We start from the raw sequence: 20,622 nt of genomic DNA on the forward strand, positions 1-20,622 counted from the left end.
AACCCTGACCTCTGAACCGTCCCACGCTGTCATGCTGAGCGGAGTCGAAGCATCCTCTCATCCTCTCATCCATTCATCCACTCTCCAACTCTCCAACACCCATCCTCCATCCTCCACAAAAAAAGCCCCCTTTACAGGAGGCTCGCTTCACTTCAGCTTTTTAGCAATAAGCCGGATAACATACTTCACGGCGCAGGTGCACACAAAACTCGAGGCACCGCCAAGACCTGCCAGCAATACGGTCTTCACCAGTTCATCCTGATGGAACTGCAGCACCAGTGTCAGCACAACACCCGACACGGTGCTCAGCCTTACAGGCGGCTCAGCGCTCATCACCCGGCTGCGAATCCGCAGTGGTCGCCTGGCAGACGGCGCTGGCAATGCCGCCTGCAACAGCTGCGTAGCCCGCGATCTTGATCAGGATCGCTGGCAGGGCGATGGGCGCTGTGGTGAGTACGGCGGAGATCGCCGTCAGCAGCAGGCCATAGTTGCGCAGCCTTTTAAAAAACCGGGGTGTCGGCGATTGTAGCCGGCGCATCAGAGGCGTAGATTTCATGATGATGGGGTTTTAATGGTGAGACAGACAGGTGTCCCCTGTTTCAGCAGGGGGCACACATGCGCTTTCAGTCGTTCCAGGGCTTGGCGCGACGCCTGGCCCTTTCCAGCACCCGTCAGTTCGGTGACCGGTGCGATGCAGCCCTGCAGTTCTTTCAGGGCATCATTCGCTGCGTGGATCAGGATGGCCGAGCGGCCAGGCACGCCCGTCACCTCCAGGTGTTCCCCATAGCGCGCGCTGTAGCGCAGCCGCAGGGCATAGCACCCTTCCGGGATGCAGGAGATGCGGCGCACATTCTGGCGCCAGGGCAGCTCGATCGTGTAGCACACGCGCGCTCCGTGGATCAGCAGCTCGCCGTTCGTCCCCTGGGGAGCGTAGCGGCGGATCAGTAGCACTTCCATACTATGGTGTTCCGGAGACTTTAACGATTTGCAGCGTATTGTAAGAGCCATTTTTAAGCTCATAGAACTGGCTGTTCACCTCTTGGTAGAAGTTCACGCCAAAGATCAGGAACATAGGGTGGGCAGATCCCGCCGGCAGGCTGTTGCTCAGCTGGGATGCCGTGGTGGACACCGGATCCAGTGGGAGGATCGCCGTTTCAGCGTGATCGGTGGTGTAGCTCACCACCTCAAAGTCTATATCCATCGCCGCTGATACCAGTTGGTAGTGCGTGCTGCCGGTGGGCGCAATAATGCTGTCCGTTGGCACATAGGGGTCCAGAGCCACGGTGGCTTGGCCGGTGCTGCGGTCAATGCTGTAGGTCATGGGCGCCACAATGGTGGTGCTCAGCTTACTTTGGTTGTTGAACTCGAAACCTTGCAGCAGTTCCGCTTCGCCATCAATCACATTCCTCAGGCCCCGGGGGTTGACGCCATCCTCCTGGATCACCTTCACAAACTGCTGCGTCAGGCGGCTCACCATGCGGGGATCCGCTGAGGTCCGCAGCAGCGACTGGATGCTGTTGCGCAGCAGCTTGCCCGCCTTACCGGCGCGGCCAAATTCTGCCATGTTTTCACGCGTCCTCTGGAATTTAGGGTCGCTGTTGATACGGGAGGCGGAGATGCCCCCTCTTTCGCGGGCCATATACCCGTCTTTCGAACGGTAGAAGGTGATATCACCCAGGGTACCGTGTAATTTAATAATACTTTTTTGTCTTGCCATGATAGCTAAATTTTAAAAATTAGAAATCAGGTGTTTAAGGCACACCCGTGAAAACCCGTTGTGATCACAGGACAAAACTCCAAAAACACCGATACACTACCATGCCCCATCGCCGTCCACATCCCATTTTGCCGAAAAACACCCTCCCCGCCGCCCATTACCCCATCACCCATCATCCAGCTTCCAACACCCATCATCCATCATCCAAAACCCTGAACTCCCATCATCCAGCTTCCATCCTCCCAGCACCCCTCATCTTTTCTCTTGATTCTTTTTCCTTTTTTCTTGATTGTTTCCATCTATCATCCACTGTCATGCTGAGGCTCTCGAAGCATCTCTGTTGTCATGCTGAGCGGAGTCGAAGCATCCCTCTCCCACTCCCCCACTCTCAAACCCACCGAAGCATCCCATCACCCAGCTTCCATCACCCAGCTTCCAACACCCATCATCCATCATCCAAAACCCTGAACTCCCATCATCCAGCTTCCATCCTCCCAGCAACTCTCATCTTTTTTCTTGATTCTTTTCCTCTCTCTATACTACCTCCAACCCATCACCCATCACCCAGCATCCAGCTTCCATCCTCCCAGCACCCCTCATCTTTTCTCTTGATTCTTGATTCTTGTTCCTTTTTTCTTGATTCTTTTCCTCTCTCTATACTACCCTCCAACCCCTCACCCCTCATCCAGCTTCCATCCTTTATAAAACCCTTCCCAAAAACCCCTATCTTTGCACTACAAAAACCAAGACCATGACCACCGATTACACCTGGAAACAAAATGCCTGGACAGGCAATTACACACTATACAGAAGCAATCAGCCCGTCGGCTATTTAAAAAAAAGGAATTTCTTTTCAGCGATGATGGAAGCATTCACCGGCAGCATGACTTATACCATAGGTCCGGCAAAATGGTGGTTACAGCAACCTCTGATCATCGATCAGCAGGGTAATAAGATAGGCTACATTCGTTATAATATAGGGGGAAACAGGGCGACGGTCAACCTTCACGGCAAGGCCTACCGCTGGCAGTACAGCAATGGGCTGAACACCCGTTGGGAAATAAAAAATGCCGACGGCACTGCCATCGGCTCCTCCACAGGGACGCCGGACGAAGGCGCCCTGCTGGCTGCAGGCCTCTACATCCACAGCAGGCTTCGCCACCGCACTACGGCCATTGTTATCCTCGTACTATATGTACCGATGCTGTTGCGGTTTTTTATGAACAGGTAAACTTTAATCCTAATTTATTTAGCTAGTTCTGGTAGTTAAAAGCTTGGGTAAAAAAAGACTTGTGGACTAGACAAATTGAATATAAAATCTTTACTATCTTAAAACTTTTTTATAAACTTTAATTGTATTTTCTGCCATTATATCACTAGTGAAATTCTTAAGAGCATATTCTCTTCCTCTTTGAGCAATACTTTTTCTAAGAGTATCATTCAGTACAACTTCTGAGATAATATTAGATAACTCAAAAATATCTTCATTTTCAAAAATAAAACCAGTAGCTCTATGTTCTATCTGATCATTGGCACCTTCTGTATTACTTCTGATTACACAGCAATTGGCAAGCATAGCTTCAATCACAACCAATCCAAAACCCTCTAAACGAGACGGTAAGACGAATATATCAAATATATCATAATATGGTTTTGGATCTTGGTATTGTTCCCAAACAATATTTTTCTTTATTAAGGAATTTTCAATCAAATTTTCTAACCAATTATATGGACCAGACTTATAGGATCCGAGAAAAAATACAACAATTCTATTTCTTGTTTCTTCTGGTAATTGTTCAACAGCTTTTATTAGTATGTCATGGCCTTTGCGTTTTTCTATACTTGCTACTAAGCCTACTATTATTTTACTATTGGGTATATTAAATTTTTTTTTATAATTAGAAATATCAATTGTAGGGAGTGGATTAGAAAATCTTTTTGGAACTCCATGATAAACTAAATCTATTTGTGATTCTTTATATCCAAATTTTGCTATTGCGTACCGCTTAGTTTCTTCACTTATAGCTATAAGCCTCGTAGCATTCTTATATTCAAAGCGTCTTACTAAATCATTAACATGTAGAGTCGAAACAAATTTTTTCCCAAGCAGCCATGGTATAAAAGAAAGATAAGGTGATTCTGAGTGTATAACGTCTGGCTTCAACCTCATAACGGAGATTAATAAAAAAGCAATGGCTTTTAATTTTTTAAATATTTTTTGAAAAATATTCCCTGAAAAGTCGCTGTCATATTGATGTATAACAGCCCCAGAATCATAAAATCTTTTACATAGCGCCTGTAAATGATTTGAAACAATACTAGGATTATATCCTAATAATAAATGTACAGTATGCCCTTTTTTTACAAAAGCTTCACATAAATCTACCGTGTTGATTGTCAAACCAGTATGATCAATATTATTAAGTAATATTAATATCTTCATTCTATCTAATTATATCCAAACTATTTCCATTTATATTTATCAATTTATTGAATTGATGTACAATGCTTATTCAAAAATCTTTCGATATATAACAATATACTGCTCAACCATTTGGCCTATATCATATTCTTGAGCACGTTTAAGACATCGCTCAGCAATTTCATTATAATAACCTTGGTTTTCATAAAGTTTTAAAACCTGTTCAGCCAAGGCTTGGGCACAGCCTTGAGGAAAGAGCTGGCCGTAACCATTAACTATTTCTCGCAATCCACCTACATCTGTTGCAACCACTGGCCTACCAGCCGCCATTCCTTCTACAATGGCCAATCCAAAACCTTCATATTTGGAGGAAAGCACTACTACATCTGCACTTTTTAACAAAGCTTGAATATCGCTCCTGTTGCCTAAAAACTGTACGCGGCTTTCTAAACTTAAAGCCTTTACAAGATCTTCATTCCGTGCACGCAATGGACCATCTCCGGCGAGTAATAACTTAATATGCTGAGGCAAAAATGAAAGGGATCGTATAAGCGTCGCCTGATCTTTCATTTCCCGGAAACCTGAGACCTGAATTAATAAAAAATCGTCGGCCTCTTTTTTAATTTTATCAGATGGCAGCGCGTATTGATATCGTTTTACATCAATTCCATTCCTGATAACTTCTTGTCTAAAATCTTTACCTAAATAGTTTTCATAAACCTTTTTTACGTTTTCAGAGATACAAATCTGACAGTTATAATGTTTGTAAATAAGTTTTTCGATCCATTGGTATTTTTTATTTACAATCCGACGGTTCGATGTACTGTGTTCCGTAAAAATTAATGGAATTTTACGTTTGTTAAGGAAACCATTGAGCAAATTGGCAAAAACGGCATAATACTGTGCCGGGAAAAGATGAACATGGGCAATATCATACTGCTGCATAATCCTGCGCATGCGCAGGATATGCATAGGATTGTAAATAGACCTAAAATTGTTGGATTTGGAAAGAACATAGATTTTACAACAGTGTTGTCTTTCCAGTTCTTTAAGAAATGGTAAATCATGATCCCAAAAGACGAGCAAATCCATTTCTACGCCGGCTTTTCGGTAAAGCGGGATACTGTCTAGCAGAAGTTTTTCGGCACCGCCAGTGCCTAATGAATTAATAATTTGGAGAACTTTCATTTTGGATCTTTGATTCTGAAAATAAAACTCAACGGCATGGCTACCAATGATAGAAAAGGGTTCACGCTACGCCATTTGTCACGGAATGGCAAGGCTGAAAAGTGCGCAAAACGCCAGTAATTGACGACCGCTTTTACTTTTTGCAAAAAAGGTATTGGCATTTTAGATAATTCACTGTAACCAAGTATAGCATATTGGGGTGATTGTTGTCTGACCCTGATACTACTATCCGTTAATCCGTCTGCAAGATATTCACCAATATAAATAATATTCGAAGTCCATAACAGTTTATATTTTAGAGCGATTCTGTTCCAAACCAAACCTTCCGAACAGAATTTTTCATTGGCTATCTTAGGAAACGGGTAGAGCTTTAGAAGCGAAGTTTTAAAAACCTCCGCCATATCCCCATCGATCCGATGCTTAAATCTGAAATCCAAAGCAGTGGCCTCTATATCGTCAAAAGTTCTATTAGTCCCTATATATTCTGTAGCACTGATACCTCGCCGAAAAGACATACCCGCAAAGTCATCACGGTGTTTGATCTTAGGGTAATAGTTTGCTATTAGTTGTGTAGCATTGGGCGTAAGATAATCATCACTGTCTACAATAAAAAAAAGGTCGCCTTGCGCCAGTTTCACGCCCTTATTAATAGCTAAATGTTTTCCCTCATTGTCTTTTTTGATGTATTGGATAGGGATCCGGTTCTCTGCTTCAAATCCTTTAACTACTTCTTCTGTACTGTCCGAAGAGCCGTCATCCACAACCACCCACTCAAAATTCTGGATGCTCTGGTTTTTCAGGCTTGCATAAAGACGTGGCAGTAAAATGGCACGGTTATAAGTAGGCGTAAAGATGGTGATAAGTAAGTGATCCATTATTTGAAAGCAATAATCAGCGTAAAGATAAAACTTATTAGGATTAGGCCCGCCAGATATTGGTATTGATTGACAAAAATACGCTTCTTCAGAATCGGATAAACGAGAACGGTAGGCATCAGCATCCAGGAGAGATAAGCCGTTCGGTCTGTGAAAGCCGCATAAATCATCAGGAGCCAATAAGTATTGGCAATAATATAGGTATTATAAATCCAGAGATAAAATGGGTCTTTGTAGTTTTTTTTGTATTGATAATAAGCTCCCAATATAATTGGGACAGCACTGTAAAGGACAAAATCCAACCGGTAGCGACGAGTAATAATGGCTTTAAACTCATCGGTAAAAAGATTTTCAGCTCTGTTATCTGCTAAGTCAAAAGTTTTAAATAAAGCAGTTAAGTTTCGTTCAATTGCATCTCCAAAAAAGAAAGCCACAACAGCGGTTAATAACCATATTCCTATTAATATTTTTGAATTTCGCAAAAAATAAGTAAAAAGAAGGGCTGTTATTGGTAAAAACATTGAGCTATGAAAAACAGTGGACAGCCAAAGCAAACCAATAAACATAATCTTACTGCTACGGAAAAACCCAAGGCCGAAAAGAAAAATAGCGACAGCCAGGCCATTCCGCATAGTATTGATTCCAAAAGCAAAAAAAGACATCGAGACAATCGTCACAATAGATGCGATAATGGCATAACGCCCAAACCATTTTTTAAAAGTTAGGTAAGGCAACAGCACATAAAGGGCAGCACTAACCAAATAAAATACTTTAATTCCAAATGGATGCATCAGTTTCATAAACAGATAAAAACCAACATCTTTAGAACCTGACAGATCTGTTGATAATATTTTGTTAAAAGTTCTGGTATAAGCCCCTGTATCCCCAAGATATTTGGAACTGGCGTAAGGGTCCCTTGTGCCGATATAAAGGATCACAAACCCTAGAAAAAGAACTTCTAACGTATGCAAAACCGTATTAGGGATCATGTCCCCATTTTTATAAACAGACAACTGTAATGCAGCAACAAAAACAAGCAATGCCAAACCCACATAATAGAGTAGAATATAATGCTCTATAGGAATCATCTGTTGAAGATATTTTTAAGCTGGCTACAATAATAGCTCCAATTGGCAGTTTTTTCTACTCTTTTTCTCCCCGCCAGGGCTTGTGCCGTAACAGATGCCGGCTGATCGATCAATAACTGCAGTAGCGCAGATAGCTCTTCTGTATTGTCCTGGTTTATCAGCCAGCCGCCCTGTCCCGGAATCACCGCATCAGGGATGCCTCCGGTTCTGGCACCTATGGCAGGGGTGCCGCAAGCCTGCGCTTCCAGCAATACAAGGCCAAAGCCTTCTACGCTGGTATCACCTTCTTGTTCCCGCGTGGGCATAATGAAAACATCAGCTGAACTATACACCATGGGTAGATCTTCATCCGGTACAAATCCACAAAAATTAACTTGCTGTTCAATCCCAAGCTTTCGGACAAGAAGCTGAAGTTCTTCAAGATAATCTCCTTTGCCACCGATTGTCCACCGGATTTTACTGCGGTAATGCTGCGGTAGGCCTGCAATAACCTTTGCCACAAAATCGTAACCTTTAAATTGCAAAATTCGGGAAACTGTCACCAGATAGAGGTTCCCGTCATTCTTCTTCGAAGCACTGGGGCGGAAAAAATCAGGGTTCACACCCAAAGGCAAAACTTTAATAGACGCTTTGGGACTAACCTCTTTGATTAGCCTGGCAGTGTAGTGTGAATTGGCAATAACAGCTTGGGATTGTTTTAAAATCCATCGGGTATAGACGGGCAACCAGAACTTTTTCCGAAACCAAGAATGGCCGGATAAAAATTCTGTACCATGGCCTAAAATAAATACGTTACGAAAGCCTGCCAGCCAGGCAATTGTGGCCTCGGGATGGAAAAGCCCACAGAGAATGTCGGTTTGCGCTTTATTATCCCACTGCCGAAGATATTTAAGCAGCTGCCACTCCAGTTGGCCACGCGGGGCATCGATTTCAACAACCTTTATGCTTTTGTAATTATACAGCAGTTCCCCTTTATCTTTTTTATGTGTAAGAACTATGACATTATTATAATAAAGCTTCATTCCGTCAGCAATTTCTGCACACAGCCGGGCGACACCACCATCATTGGGTGGGAAATCATAGGAGAATATAAGAAGTGTTCTATCTCTCATACACCGTCATTTTTATAGGTTTCATTCCTGTTTGTTCACCTTCTTTACTAGCTGTAAAAAAGCTCTTAATTAATGCCGGTTTTTTATATGATATAGCATATGCTAAAACAAGGCGGAAAAGTTCTGCCTTTGCGGTAATTTTGTCAAATCCCTTCAGATGTCTTGAGATAATCAGAGATCGGTTACGCACCAGATTATAGATGTACTTCTTAATATCGGAAACCCTGCAGCCACCTATATCAGCAGCCAGATGGAAAACATGGGCAGCAGAATTAAACCATACCTTGCCTCCTGCTCCTTTTACCCTCAGGCAAAGATCTGTTTCTTCATAAAGGGCGGCACCCTGAGTCAGGTTTTCGTCCATTCCGTTCACCTTAAAAAAAAAGTCTTTTCTGATAGAAAAATTCCCACCCCCTGCATGATCCACTTCAAAAAAGCCTTCTTTATGGAAACTTCTTAAGGGTGTTGCGGTTTTATTGACAAATTGCCCAATTTTGCCATCCGTATTATTTTTAAATTTTTCTGTAATACCTCCAGCAACAACTGCGATGTCCGGACGCTTAACATAGGTATCCCAGTGCTGTTGCAAAAAATCGGGCTTACATTCTATATCGTCATCGACATAAACCAGGACATCATATTGAGCTTTTTGTGCACCATAGTTTCTGGCTTCGGGCAGGCCTCGGAAAAAATCAATGTGATAATAATGTAACAACGGATGCCGATCTGCAAGTGTGATGACCTGCTGATCCTTGTCTTGTGACTGGTCTACAACAATAATCTCATAGGGCTGATTAACCTGTTGCCGCAGGATATCATGCAGGGTGGGGATCAGAAAATCCGTCCTGTTAAGTGTTGGGATAATTACAGAAATACCTGTCATAACTGCAAAGATTCAAAAATTTTAATAAATGACATAACCTGATGCTTTACCAGATATCTATCACAAAACACATGATTCGCACGATCTACTACATCTGTTTGGCACATAAACGAATGCAGCATATTTTTATCTTTTTCAAAGTCTTCTCCTTCTATAAAATTCCCAAGACCAGCTTTGGAAAGTTGTAGTTTAGCTTCGCTTAAAGCTGGCACTTGTGCAATTACCGGAATTTTAAGAGCGATATAATCTACCATTTTTGCAAAGGAGCACCACCACCGCCCTTCCGAAATCAACAAAGCTGCCTTAGCTTCATTTAAAATTTGGTAGAGTTCATTTTGTGGTACATGATCTACAAATTCGACATAATGATTCAGGCTGAGACGGGTAATGTCATCAATAAGTATAGCCATGTTTATGGTTTTATTACCCACTATTTTTATTCTCCAGTGTTTTAAATCCTCATGCTCATCCACGATAGACTTAAAAAGCTTAAAAAAATAAATGCCATTTTCTACAAGATATTCTCCCGAATAAACAAAATAGAAACCTGATCCTTTTTTGTTATTTGATAAGTTTCTGACATAATCGGTGTCAAGTCCGGTAGGTATAAATTTTACTTTACCAAAATCTTTTCCTTTAAAAATATCGTGGATGATCAGGTTATGGGCATAGGATGCCGTCGACACGATATCGGCTGCAGAAAATACCTTGTGACAGATCCTGCGTTGTTTGATAAAGACGCTTTCTATATCAGAATGATTTCGTAAAACGGTCGTAAGAGGATCCCGGAAATCTGCGACCCATTTAAGATCAAATTCTTTTTTAAGCTGTAATCCTATTTCCCCCGTTGTGAAGACCGGCATAGTAGTGAAAATCAGTTTTATGTCGTACTTCTTTATAAGTTCTCTCCCTTTCTTTATTGCATTATGCCTCCAGGTCCAATAGCGGTCTGGACTATTGAGATGATAGTTGAGGAGATAATTATAAAATTTTGTAAATAGACTTTCTTGATTTTTAGAAGCGATATTTTGACTTTGCTGGTTGGCAGGACTAGATACTCTGTTAAAAAAGCCTTGCTCTTTCAATGTTTTATAAGTAAGGTCTTTTCCTGTAAGTACCATTTTTAACCCTCTAAGCGTTGGCTCTATATATCTTGCCCGATAAATAGGCACACCTTCCAGTTCTTTTAAGAGATTGGGATCTTCATTATATACATAATTACTATCCACAGTAAGAACAATAGGATTCCAACCTTCTCTTTTCAAATACTTCACAAGTTTGTGAGCCCTGAATACGGCAGCATGGGTTTCTGGTGCAAAAAAAGGTGTGATGATAAGTATATTTTTATTGGCAGTCATTCTAATTGTTATTATTGTAGAGTAGCTTTTTAACTATTGGTTTTATCCTGGGCTCCACCTGAAAAGTAATCAAACTTGCAAGGATGACAGAGATACCAAGTGCTATAAACATGGCCATATTTCTACCAGTGAAATCTTCCAAATTATTAATAATGATGTAGCCAATATTCTGGTGAATAAGATATAATGCATACGAAATATTACCAAAAAATATTAAAACCCTAAACTTTGCCAGAAAAGAAAAACACCCTTTAACAAATAAGTAATACAGACAAATGATAAGTGCAAGAGAAAAATAGGAAAATACATTACTTATAGAATGATGCTCCTGCGCATTAAAATACAACTTAGTCCCTACAATATAATTAAAAATTATAAAGACATAATCCCATTTGGTATTCATCTTATTGTAGATTCTGTAAAAGGCAATACCAATCATAAATAACAAAATATAATGGATAGAAAGGATTTTCCCGATAATGGGCAACGGAAATACCAAATGAATTATTCCTATAATCAAGAGAATTGCATTATACAGATAATAGGACCTAACTTTTTTGATTTTCATTAAGAAGGCCATTAATCCGTAGAATAACAATTCGGGAAGCAATGACCAGTATGCTCCGTCAACATGCCTAAGATTGAAAAACTGCTGAAACATGGTAAAGTTCATCAAGATATCTTTCCACGTTAAATCTGCTAAAAACATACCGCTGAAATATTCTATACACAGAGTAATCAATAGGCATAACCAATACGTCGGGTATAGTCGTATGAATCTCTTTTTAAGAAAATCGATCGCACTTTTACTTTTATCCACAGTAAGGTAAATGACAAAACCGGAAAGAATAAAAAATACGGGGACACCTAACCATCCATATGGTAATTCCCAGGAGCTTGATACGTTACACATTTTATTATACATAGTTGTATAATGATACAATACCACAGCTAATGCGGCAAAACCTCTGAAAACATCAAGTTCTTTAATTCTCATTGATGAATGATTTATACATCTCAATATTAGTATGAATTATCTTTTTTTGATCAAAAAAATCATCAACCAACAGACGGGCATTCTTACCCATTTCTCTTTTTAACTCTGGATAATTTAGCAGTGTTGTAATTTTTTCTGAATATTCTCGGTGATTTGAAGGATTTACAAGAAAACCAGAAATATTGTTTTCCACTATTTCTCTATTCCAAGGTAAATCTGAAACAACAACGGCCTTCTCCATTGCCATAGATTCTATTGTTGTCAATCCAAAAGTTTCAGCATAAGAAGGAAAAATACAGACCTCACTTCCGGCAATTAGTTGCTGCATTTCCTGATAGGGTACGGTGCCAGTGTAATGTACTTTTGATAAAGCCTCGGGCGAAAACTCTTTTTGCATCATTTCCCATACAGACAGACCGCTAAGATGATCGATGGTATCTTTTCCGGCAAGAACTAGACGGCTATTGGGTCGCTGTGCAACAACTTCATTAAAGATAAATGGAATTTCCAGACATCCTTTTTTTCGCATGAGCGAACCAAAATAAAGAATTGTTCCTTCACTACCCTCCTGCTGTACTGGCGTTACCGGTTTAAACTTTTGCATGTCCACCCCATTATAAATTACCTTATAAGATTTCCCTGTACGGAAAAGTTGTTCAGTGAGTTGGCCCGCAAAATTACTCACAGCAATGATGGCATCCGATCGCATCAAAGCACGTTTTTCTAAAAAATACATCATTCGCGATCGTTGCTTATTTTCTAAATGGTTAAAATAGCTAACAGAACCGTGGATTCTGGTAACAATAGGAATTTTTACCTTTACAAACGCATGCCACCCTTCCCAGTCCGGACACTCAAGCAAATCAATTTGCAATGAAAGTACATTTTGCTTAATGACATGGGCAATCTTCAGACGGTTAAACAAGAAAGAGAATTTATTTTTTTCAGGAGTTCCTATTTGTATAATCTTAACAGCTCCATCATTCCATATTTTATCATCCAGTTGATTGCCGATAAGAAAGACTGTCACAAGATGTTGTTTCGCCGTCAAAGCATAAGCCATACTTTTGACAAAACTGCCTATACCACCAGCCGGAGGTAATGTAGCATGTGGATATTCTGTTGAAAGAAAAGCGATATGCATTATTTTTTTAAAATTTTAGTCTGTATTTGGGCCAATAGCCATTTCCTTTCTGAAGCGGATATACCAATTAGCAATACAGAACTAAGTACAATAATCTCTGACGCAATGATAATAGCAAGGGAATTAGCTGATATATAATAACGAAATATAAAAACTAACCCTGCAGAGACCATTAAGATAGCTAAATTTCTGCTCAAAACATTCTTGATAAAATCCAATATACTAAATTGTCCTACATTCATCTTCAATACAAATACAGTAGAAATGGCTATTCCTATAAAAATAAATATATTAATATAATATTGATAATAAGGAGAATATCCATTTTTGAAAAATATATAGCAAACAGGAAAACTTATAATAAAAAGCATAGCATTGATAATACTCATCATTTTTATTTTTCCAGTTGCCTGTATAACATACAACATTAAAGGATTTTGTACCGATATTACAGAAACAATGAGCAGTAACTTGACAAATCCGGAAACATAAGTAGGCACACTATGAAGCCATAAACTTAGAAAAAAATCGGTCTCCACGAACACGGGAACAATAATAAGTAAAATAAGAAAAAAAGAATAACGAATCCCATTATTCATTAGAAAAAAAGTACGATTCAGATCACCTTTTATATACGACTGTATAATCTGAGGTTTAAATGATAACGTAAAATTTGAAACAAAATTAGTAATGGTCTGGTTCACCATGGTTGCCAATCCTACTGCTGCATTAACCACGGTTCCAAAAAAAAGATTCTGTAGAATATTATTTCCTTCATTCTTCGTCATCAACGCAAAATTCCCAAAAAGATCCCATCCAAAAAATCCCATAATCTCCTGAAACATCTTTTTATCAAAACAATACGAAAAAGTAGTTTCCGAAAATTTTCTCCTGCAATATATTTGTGCAGCTATCCGGCTTATAATACTGATGAGTAGAGTAAGTAAGGCATACATCATCAGCCGGTCCCAGGGTAAAACCTGTATTAGAAAAACAATCAGTAGTTTTCCTGATGCATCAAAAAGGGAAAGATAGGCGTAGATATTCATTTTTTCATGGGCAATAATAGCAGCATCATACGGGATTTGCATAACCGTGAAAAGCACAGATACTATTGAAAGCTGATAAACCACCATGGTTGCAACATAACGTCCTTCGGGTATATTAAGCTTATGCATGACAAACCAAAGTCCTACAGTTTCTCCAAGAATGAGTAATACGACACAAAGCCCCAAATGAATAAAAACAGATGTGGAAAATATTTTTCTTTTGCTTTCTTCTGTACCCTGAGCCATTTCCACATTCAGGAATCGTGTGGTTGCCCCTGATAAGGTAGAGTGCATAAAACCCATCATCGCCACAACGCCGCCCACAACGCTGTAAAGCCCATAATCTGAAACCCCTAAAGTCTGTAAAACCAAGCGGGAAGTGTATAACCCGATAACAAGAAGAAGGATCATCCTGAAATACAGGAACAGCGTATTTTTAGCGATCGTTCTGTTACTGGACATCTAGAGGGTCTTTTTAAAAAACCGTTGCTTGACAGAGGGCTGGGCATGATAACCATAGGCATATTTGCTGCCATACCTGGAGTGGCCGGGCTGCACGGCATTCAGTACGAAGGCCATATTATCGACCTGGTTTCCGGCACGGAACTCCTTGGCATAGTCCAGCATTTCTTTATCAGTATAGCCGGCCTTAACGACATAGAGCAATATATCGGAAACATCCAGAAGGTTCAGGGTATCACTCACCAGCATCACCGGCGCAGAATCAATCACAACATAATCATAGCGGCTCTTGAGCCAGGCAACCATGGTATCAAATTTATCCATATCCAGCAGATCATTGGGATTGGGGGCAATAGCCCCACTGAACATCACATCCAGGTTGGGGTGAAGCTGCGAATTGTAGATGTACTTCTCAGGGTTCTGGTCGTCAGATACCAGATAATCAGTGATCCCGACATTGCGGTCCTGCATAAAGCGGCGCAGCTGTGGGTTCCTGATATCAGCGCCCAAAATTATTACCTTATTTTTACCGGATAATGTAAGGGCCATATTAATGGAGACGGTCGTTTTCCCCTCGCCTTTGATAGAAGAAGTAACCAGGATAGTCCCTTGGCCGCTACCGTGTTTGGCTTTCAGCAGGTACTTGAGATTGGACGTCAGGATTCTGAAGGATTCTGCAAAAATAGAAAAATCATGATCCTTAACGATGGCACCGTCATTATCAACCGGGATCTCTCCCAGGATGGGGATATCAGAAGCCTGGGAAAGCAGTTGCTGCCGCGAGCGGATTTTGGTATCCAGGGTGAATAGGGTAAAAAACACCAACAGAGGAAGTAAAAACCCAACAGCTAAGGATCCCATTGTCACCTGCTTTACATTGGGGCGAACCTGCTCCAGGGTATAAGCCGGGTTAACGACTTTCCCTTTGGGGACGGTAAAGGCCAGGGTAATGGCATTTTCTTCCCTTTTTTGCAAAAGGTAGAGGTAAATTTGTTCTTTGAGCTGCTGTTGGCGGTCGATATTCCTGAATATTTTTTCCTGGGTAGGATACTTTCTGATTTGATCGTTATCCTCATTCATCTGTTGTTTCACCTGCGAAATCTGCGTTTGCAATGCCTCTTTGCTTTCTGCCAGGTTCTTGCGCAATACCGTACGGGCATCCTCGATATCCAGATTGAGCTGGATAACAGAGGGGTTCTTGGGTGTCGCCTGCTTCAGGACCCTGTTTCGGGTCATCAGCAGGGTGTTATACTGCCCGATATAGTTTTCCGTAGTCGGTGACAGCCCCATATTGGTGGGAAGCAGCTGCTCCCGGTTGCTCATATCATAGATAGACTGCACCAGATTCAGCTTGGTAATGCCTTCAAGGTAAGATTGGGTATTGCTGTTGATATTGCCCAGCGTGAGGTTAGCCTGGGCCGTAAGGTCTGCGATGCGGTTGGTCCTTTTAAATTGTTCTTTTTCATTCTCAATCCCCGACAGGTCATGGCTGATAATCTCCAGGCGTTCATTGATAAAATTCTGGGTATTTTCGGCCTCGGCATTTTTATCCTTGACCCCGTCAATATTATACTGCCTTGTAATTTCGTTCAGGATACCTTCGGACTGTTCCGGCACTGTACCGACCATAGAAAGCTCCATCAGGTAACCTTTATCTTCAGGGATAGAAACGTTAACCGAATTTTCGAGCCAGCTGACAGTATTGCCCACACTACGGAAAACTACCTTAATAGGTGCTGTAACGCTACCCGGGTTAAAATTCCACAACACGGTCCCAAAGGAGAAATTGCTGCTGTGCCCAGGTTGTATGACCTGTCCCGCGCCTTCTCCTTCAATGATTTTCAGCCTGTTGTTTCCATCAGGGGCAACAATACAAAACTGGGTCAAAAAATTCCCTTTATTTTTTACGGAAGTGATGACCGCTTTTAGAGGGCCCTGATACATTTCCGTTTCCTTGATATTCCCAAGACTATAATAACTGACATTAAGCCCCAGGTTAGATACAACTTGTGCCAGGATAGGTTTGGAAACAATAACTACTGTTTCGCCTTCCAGTTCTTTATCATCACTCACGCCCACGCCCAGGCTTTTGAGATCCGTTAACGGCGCATTGTTTTTTGAATTATTTTTCGACAGCATGAGTGACGTCTTGCTGAGGTACTGGGGCTGCGCGTAGCGCAGATATAATCTTGCAGAGACATAAAACAGGAGGATACTCAGCAAAAACCAGGGCCATTTTCGGAGATATCGGAGGATTTCCCGTTTGAGGTTAACCTGTTTATTTTTGGAAGGAAACTGATCTAATAATTCCATTGGGCTATTTGGTAATTGCAATAATGATGGTTCCTAAGGCTAAAAGAGCAGCTGCGATCTGGAAAAACAGTGTACGGTTAGGATTGTTGGCATTAGCCATAATCTGGGCGTTTTTATCAGGCTGCACATACAGGATATCATTTTGCTGAAGATAGTAATAAGGCGAGTTAACAATGCCGGCATCGGACAGGTCCAGGTTCACCACGGTATCTTTTTGGCTCTGTTCTGAGTAACGCACCAGTTTCACCTGCGTGCGGTCGCCTAAGGGGGTCATATCCCCGGCCAGGGCCAGCGCCTGGAACAGGTTGAGGCGTTCATTGGGGCTGGTTTTTTGTCCCGGGCTGACCACATCGCCCAATACACTGATATTAAAATTGGTCAGCTTCACATCCACACGCGGATCGGTCAGGTAAGGCTTCAACCGCTCCTCCAGGTCCTGCTCCAGTTCCTGCCGGGTCATCCCAAGGCAGTACACACGCCCCAAAACAGGCATCGTGATATAACCTTCACTGGAGACCATCAGTTGTGAGGATCCGCTGGAACCATTACCGTCATCACTCCCGGACACACTGTTAGTGGACGTCACCGTGCTGAGGTTAAAAGGCTTCACAGCGATGTCATCAAAAGCCGACACTTTAATTTCGAGGACGTCGGCGGATTTGATCCGCAGTCCCGTGTACCGGGCCTGGCTCACTTCATCCTCAAAGTGGTGGTTGCTCATATAGATCATATTCTGCTTAGGCTGGCACGAGGCCGCCAGGCAAAATACAACACATAGATAAATAAATACTTTCATAGTGGGCGCTGCGTAAGCTGTCTGGCTTAACACAGTAATTCAGGTCTTTTAATATTAGTTGGTCTCTCCGATATAGTAACTAACGCCCAAAGCCAGGAATCTATTGTACGTATTGTATTGTAGGCTTTATAATCCGGGTATACTTTGGAAAGGCCACGGTCAAAGCGGAGAAACACTTCCAGCTTCTCGTTTACTTTCACTCCCACCTTGGCAGAAACGCCGTAACCAAACTTCTCAGTACGCTGCCCCAATCCAAAAATGTCAGGGTCATAGCCAGCTGCTGTTGCATCCTTTACCGCTGTGCCTTCATCGGTTTTTTCGGACACCAAAAATTCGAACTTGGGGCCAAACATCAGATAGATATCACCCTTATAGCCATGGTTTCTAAGGAAATATTTGAGATAGAGCGGTACACCAACATACACATTGCTGTACTTTTGATAATTGCTTTTATCCTCATCCCAATCGCCTTTTTCCCCGATGGTAGTGACCTCCAGCTGTGGCGTAAAATAAAGCCAGGCAGAATCATAGATATCATTGGGCACGAGTGCAATATCAGCAAAAACCCCAAGGCTGCCACCCCACGCCGGTTTACCAACACCATGAACACCTGCGATAGAACCCTTATGTACGCTTCCCGTCAACCCGTACTTAACAGACTGCCCTTGGGCAAACCCCAGCAGCACAACCGAAAATAAAACCAATAGCTTTTTCATGTAGAACAATTAATACAGCCACGAAATTAGGAATTTTTTATTAATAATTAATTTTTTTTAACCCCTCACATTAGTTTGACGATTAAATGATGTTAACATTACCCCCAAAAACCCCACGCCCTAACTCTGTCAGGCTGAGGCTCTCAAAGCCCATCACCTAAACTCTCAGTCTTAAACCCAAAACTCTGAACCTTGAACCTTGAACCCTGAACCTTGAACATTGAACTCTGCCCCCGCCACTTCGAGTGCCGACCGAAGCGCGGTGTATCGAGAAGCCAACACCCATGCTTACACGCTGTCAGGCTGAGGCTCTCGAAGCCCATCACCCCTGAACCCTAAACAACTCTCCAACCCTCCAACTCTAAACCACTCTTCCACTCCAAACAACCCTCCCACTCCCCACCTCTGTCAGGCTGAGGCTCTCGAAGCCCATCACCCCAACTCTCAACCTTAAACCCAAAACTCTGAACCTTGAATTCTGAACCCTGAACCCTCAACTCTCCCACGCTGTCAGGCTGAGGCTCTCGAAGCCCGTCACCCCAACCCTCAACTCTGAACCTTGAACCTTGAACCTTGAACTCTGCCCCCGTCACTTCGAGTGCCGACCGCAGGGAGGTGTATCGACAAGCCATCATCCATCACCATCACCCATCACCATCACCCATCACCATCACCCATCATCCATCACCCATCATTGAACCTCAAACGCTGAACTCTGAACCCTAGGCTCTGAACACACTGTCAGACTGAGGCTCTCGAAGCCCATCACCCCTGAACCCTAAACAACTCTCCAACCCTCCAACTCTAAACCACTCTTCCACTCCAAACAACCCTCCCACTCCCCACCTCTGTCAGGCTGAGGCTCTCGAAGCCCATCACCCCAACTCTCAACCTTAAACCCAAAACTCTGAACCTTGAACTCTGAACCCTGAACCCTGAACCCTGAACCCTGAACTCTGAACTCTGAACCCTCAACTCTCTTACGCTGTCAGGCTGAGGCTCTCGAAGCCCATCAACCCAACTCCCAACTCTCAACTCTCAACTCTCAACTCTCAACCTACACTCTAAACATTGAACTCTGAACATTGAACTCTGAACTCTGAATCCTGAAACCTCAACTATCAACTATCAACTCCCAACTCTCAACCTTACACTCTAAACATTGAACCCTGAACTCTGAAAACCACCCCCATCATCCATCATCCAACAACCGTTATCAAATCCTCAAAAAAACCACAACCCCACAGCCACCCAAAAACGGCATCTGTAGCGCTCTATCGCAACAGCCGCACACCCGACATCATTATAAAACTCCGATTAAACCTGGAATTTTCAATTTTAGCAAAAACGCAGGGCATTCTTTAAGGATAGTCCATTCATAGCAAAGCCATAGTAAAGCCATACCAAAGCCATGGATAGTTCATGGATTGAAAACAAGCACACCGTTATCAAATCCATAATTTTTCCCGTAAAAATTAAGAAAAACACAAAGAAAAAAAAGTAGCGGAGCGCTCACCAGCCTCCAAAAATTGGAACCAGTCATCATCACCCATCACCCATCATCCATCATCCATCATCCATCATCCATCATCCATCATTGAACCTCAAACGCTGAACTCTGAACCCTAGGCTCTGAACACACTGTCAGACTGACGCTCTCCCATCATCCATCATCCATCTTCCATCATCCATCACCCATCACCCATCATTGAACCTCAAACGCTGAACATTGAACTCTGAACTCTGAACTTTGAACTTGAACTTTGAACTCTCCCACTCTCCCACTCACTCTCGGGTTTCCCGCACGGCAAGGATCGCCTCGTATTCATAGCCTTTGGACATCAGATGACGTGTCGTCTTCACACCTTTTTGGTAGTCTTTCATACCTCTGAGCTGAAAATAATAGGCCTCATACATTTTGGCAAGCTGGGCATAATAATCTTCGGGATGGATCTCATCCATGCACTGGCGGATCAGCTTTTCGGTAATGCCTTTCAGTTTCAGGCCGGAGGTAATTTTCTGGCGGCCCCAGTGTTTGATATAGAATTTCCCGCGGATATAGCTGCGGGTAAAGCGTTCCTCATTCAGGTAATTCTCCTGCATCAGGTAGAGCAGGATCTCTTCACGTGCTTCCGGGATCAGCACAAACTCGCGCATCTTCTGCTCCACCTCGCTGTGGCACCGGTCCTGGTAAACACAGTAGTTGACCAGTTTCTGTTTGATTTCGCTAAAACTGAAAAGTTTCTTATCGCCGGGCATCATAGATCATTGAGGAGGCTAAATTATAAAAACCGCCCCAACTATCAAACTATTTATCTTCCATCATCCACACCAAGCACCCACGCTCCCACGCTGCCATGCTGACACTCTCCACTACCATACTACTCCATTCCTCAACCCTCCTACACTGTCAGGCTGAGGCTCTCGAAGCCCCTTACTTGAACATTGAACCAAAAACTCTCAAACTCTCTCACTATCCAACTACCCACACTATCCAACTAC

At 42.4% G+C, this 20,622-nt stretch carries 18 protein-coding genes; 1 reads left to right on the top strand and 17 read right to left on the bottom strand.

Annotated features, from left to right (window positions below; translation table 11 throughout):
• Nucleotides 1–322: 322 nt before the first annotated feature.
• The 3 genes from B0B05_RS04255 to B0B05_RS04265 are packed head-to-tail and all read right to left on the bottom strand — an operon-like array spanning nucleotide 323 to nucleotide 1,717.
• Nucleotides 323–556: a cation:proton antiporter family protein gene (locus tag B0B05_RS04255; RefSeq protein ID WP_076782251.1), complete on the bottom strand. Its 234-nt coding sequence runs from the start codon at nucleotides 554–556 to the stop codon at nucleotides 323–325.
• On the bottom strand, nucleotides 553–957 hold the full coding sequence (locus B0B05_RS04260) for a DUF5675 family protein (RefSeq protein WP_076782252.1): 405 nt from the start codon (nucleotides 955–957) through the stop codon (nucleotides 553–555). The genes B0B05_RS04255 and B0B05_RS04260 overlap by 4 nt, the downstream gene beginning before the upstream one ends.
• 1 nt (nucleotide 958) lies before the next feature.
• Complete coding sequence (locus tag B0B05_RS04265; protein WP_076782253.1) at nucleotides 959–1,717, bottom strand: hypothetical protein; 759 nt, start codon at nucleotides 1,715–1,717, stop codon at nucleotides 959–961.
• A gap of 751 nt (nucleotides 1,718–2,468) precedes the next feature.
• Here B0B05_RS04265 and B0B05_RS04270 point away from each other — a divergent pair.
• Complete coding sequence (locus B0B05_RS04270) at nucleotides 2,469–2,948, top strand: hypothetical protein (RefSeq protein WP_076782254.1); 480 nt, start codon at nucleotides 2,469–2,471, stop codon at nucleotides 2,946–2,948.
• Nucleotides 2,949–3,041: 93 nt separating this feature from the next.
• Here B0B05_RS04270 and B0B05_RS04275 read toward each other — a convergent pair whose 3' ends face one another.
• The 14 genes from B0B05_RS04275 to B0B05_RS04345 form a co-directional block, all read right to left on the bottom strand.
• A complete protein-coding gene (locus B0B05_RS04275; protein ID WP_076782255.1) occupies nucleotides 3,042–4,160 on the bottom strand; it encodes a glycosyltransferase family 4 protein in 1,119 nt (372 codons plus the stop codon).
• Nucleotides 4,161–4,226: 66 nt separating this feature from the next.
• The gene (locus tag B0B05_RS04280) at nucleotides 4,227–5,327 is read right to left on the bottom strand and encodes a glycosyltransferase (protein ID WP_076782256.1); all 1,101 of its coding nucleotides are present in this window, start codon (nucleotides 5,325–5,327) and stop codon (nucleotides 4,227–4,229) included.
• Entirely contained in the window at nucleotides 5,324–6,202 is an 879-nt protein-coding gene (locus B0B05_RS04285) for a glycosyltransferase family A protein (protein ID WP_084173880.1), read from the bottom strand. The genes B0B05_RS04280 and B0B05_RS04285 overlap by 4 nt, the downstream gene beginning before the upstream one ends.
• Nucleotides 6,202–7,290, bottom strand: a complete 1,089-nt coding sequence (locus tag B0B05_RS04290) for an EpsG family protein (RefSeq protein ID WP_076782257.1) — start codon at nucleotides 7,288–7,290, stop codon at nucleotides 6,202–6,204. The genes B0B05_RS04285 and B0B05_RS04290 overlap by 1 nt, the downstream gene beginning before the upstream one ends.
• A complete protein-coding gene (locus B0B05_RS04295) occupies nucleotides 7,287–8,402 on the bottom strand; it encodes a glycosyltransferase family 4 protein (RefSeq protein WP_076782258.1) in 1,116 nt (371 codons plus the stop codon). The genes B0B05_RS04290 and B0B05_RS04295 overlap by 4 nt, the downstream gene beginning before the upstream one ends.
• Complete coding sequence (locus tag B0B05_RS04300; RefSeq protein WP_076782259.1) at nucleotides 8,392–9,285, bottom strand: glycosyltransferase family 2 protein; 894 nt, start codon at nucleotides 9,283–9,285, stop codon at nucleotides 8,392–8,394. Before B0B05_RS04300 ends, B0B05_RS04295 begins: the two co-directional genes overlap by 11 nt.
• A complete protein-coding gene (locus tag B0B05_RS04305) occupies nucleotides 9,282–10,643 on the bottom strand; it encodes a glycosyltransferase family protein (RefSeq protein WP_076782260.1) in 1,362 nt (453 codons plus the stop codon). The genes B0B05_RS04300 and B0B05_RS04305 overlap by 4 nt, the downstream gene beginning before the upstream one ends.
• Nucleotide 10,644: 1 nt before the next feature.
• Nucleotides 10,645–11,640, bottom strand: a complete 996-nt coding sequence (locus B0B05_RS04310) for an acyltransferase family protein (protein WP_076782261.1) — start codon at nucleotides 11,638–11,640, stop codon at nucleotides 10,645–10,647.
• Nucleotides 11,630–12,784 (bottom strand): glycosyltransferase family 4 protein, encoded by a 1,155-nt coding sequence (locus tag B0B05_RS04315; protein WP_076782262.1) that lies wholly within the window; start codon nucleotides 12,782–12,784, stop codon nucleotides 11,630–11,632. Before B0B05_RS04315 ends, B0B05_RS04310 begins: the two co-directional genes overlap by 11 nt.
• Nucleotides 12,784–14,295, bottom strand: coding sequence for an MATE family efflux transporter (locus B0B05_RS04320; RefSeq protein WP_076782263.1), 1,512 nt, complete (start codon nucleotides 14,293–14,295; stop codon nucleotides 12,784–12,786). The genes B0B05_RS04315 and B0B05_RS04320 overlap by 1 nt, the downstream gene beginning before the upstream one ends.
• A complete protein-coding gene (locus tag B0B05_RS04325; protein ID WP_076782264.1) occupies nucleotides 14,296–16,608 on the bottom strand; it encodes a GumC family protein in 2,313 nt (770 codons plus the stop codon).
• A gap of 4 nt (nucleotides 16,609–16,612) precedes the next feature.
• Complete coding sequence (locus B0B05_RS04330; RefSeq protein ID WP_076782265.1) at nucleotides 16,613–17,404, bottom strand: polysaccharide biosynthesis/export family protein; 792 nt, start codon at nucleotides 17,402–17,404, stop codon at nucleotides 16,613–16,615.
• 26 nt (nucleotides 17,405–17,430) lie between these two features.
• Nucleotides 17,431–18,120 (bottom strand): porin family protein, encoded by a 690-nt coding sequence (locus B0B05_RS04335; protein ID WP_076782266.1) that lies wholly within the window; start codon nucleotides 18,118–18,120, stop codon nucleotides 17,431–17,433.
• A 1,785-nt stretch (nucleotides 18,121–19,905) separates the two neighbouring features.
• Complete coding sequence (locus B0B05_RS04345; RefSeq protein WP_076782328.1) at nucleotides 19,906–20,379, bottom strand: regulatory protein RecX; 474 nt, start codon at nucleotides 20,377–20,379, stop codon at nucleotides 19,906–19,908.
• Nucleotides 20,380–20,622 lie beyond the last annotated feature (243 nt).

The sequence above is a fragment of the Epilithonimonas bovis DSM 19482 genome (genome assembly GCF_900108115.1).
GTDB classification, from domain to species: Bacteria; Bacteroidota; Bacteroidia; order Flavobacteriales; family Weeksellaceae; genus Epilithonimonas; species Epilithonimonas bovis.

What these genes read in the sequence shown, in the direction of transcription:
- B0B05_RS04255 (WP_076782251.1), bottom strand. Translation starts at nt 556, where the DNA reads ATGAAATCTACGCCTCTGATGCGCCGGCTACAATCGCCGACACCCCGG.
- B0B05_RS04260 (WP_076782252.1), bottom strand. Translation starts at nt 957, where the DNA reads ATGGAAGTGCTACTGATCCGCCGCTACGCTCCCCAGGGGACGAACGGC.
- B0B05_RS04265 (WP_076782253.1), bottom strand. Translation starts at nt 1,717, where the DNA reads ATGGCAAGACAAAAAAGTATTATTAAATTACACGGTACCCTGGGTGAT.
- B0B05_RS04270 (WP_076782254.1), top strand. Translation starts at nt 2,469, where the DNA reads ATGACCACCGATTACACCTGGAAACAAAATGCCTGGACAGGCAATTAC.
- B0B05_RS04275 (WP_076782255.1), bottom strand. Translation starts at nt 4,160, where the DNA reads ATGAAGATATTAATATTACTTAATAATATTGATCATACTGGTTTGACA.
- B0B05_RS04280 (WP_076782256.1), bottom strand. Translation starts at nt 5,327, where the DNA reads ATGAAAGTTCTCCAAATTATTAATTCATTAGGCACTGGCGGTGCCGAA.
- B0B05_RS04285 (WP_084173880.1), bottom strand. Translation starts at nt 6,202, where the DNA reads ATGGATCACTTACTTATCACCATCTTTACGCCTACTTATAACCGTGCC.
- B0B05_RS04290 (WP_076782257.1), bottom strand. Translation starts at nt 7,290, where the DNA reads ATGATTCCTATAGAGCATTATATTCTACTCTATTATGTGGGTTTGGCA.
- B0B05_RS04295 (WP_076782258.1), bottom strand. Translation starts at nt 8,402, where the DNA reads ATGAGAGATAGAACACTTCTTATATTCTCCTATGATTTCCCACCCAAT.
- B0B05_RS04300 (WP_076782259.1), bottom strand. Translation starts at nt 9,285, where the DNA reads ATGACAGGTATTTCTGTAATTATCCCAACACTTAACAGGACGGATTTT.
- B0B05_RS04305 (WP_076782260.1), bottom strand. Translation starts at nt 10,643, where the DNA reads ATGACTGCCAATAAAAATATACTTATCATCACACCTTTTTTTGCACCA.
- B0B05_RS04310 (WP_076782261.1), bottom strand. Translation starts at nt 11,640, where the DNA reads ATGAGAATTAAAGAACTTGATGTTTTCAGAGGTTTTGCCGCATTAGCT.
- B0B05_RS04315 (WP_076782262.1), bottom strand. Translation starts at nt 12,784, where the DNA reads ATGCATATCGCTTTTCTTTCAACAGAATATCCACATGCTACATTACCT.
- B0B05_RS04320 (WP_076782263.1), bottom strand. Translation starts at nt 14,295, where the DNA reads ATGTCCAGTAACAGAACGATCGCTAAAAATACGCTGTTCCTGTATTTC.
- B0B05_RS04325 (WP_076782264.1), bottom strand. Translation starts at nt 16,608, where the DNA reads ATGGAATTATTAGATCAGTTTCCTTCCAAAAATAAACAGGTTAACCTC.
- B0B05_RS04330 (WP_076782265.1), bottom strand. Translation starts at nt 17,404, where the DNA reads ATGAAAGTATTTATTTATCTATGTGTTGTATTTTGCCTGGCGGCCTCG.
- B0B05_RS04335 (WP_076782266.1), bottom strand. Translation starts at nt 18,120, where the DNA reads ATGAAAAAGCTATTGGTTTTATTTTCGGTTGTGCTGCTGGGGTTTGCC.
- B0B05_RS04345 (WP_076782328.1), bottom strand. Translation starts at nt 20,379, where the DNA reads ATGCCCGGCGATAAGAAACTTTTCAGTTTTAGCGAAATCAAACAGAAA.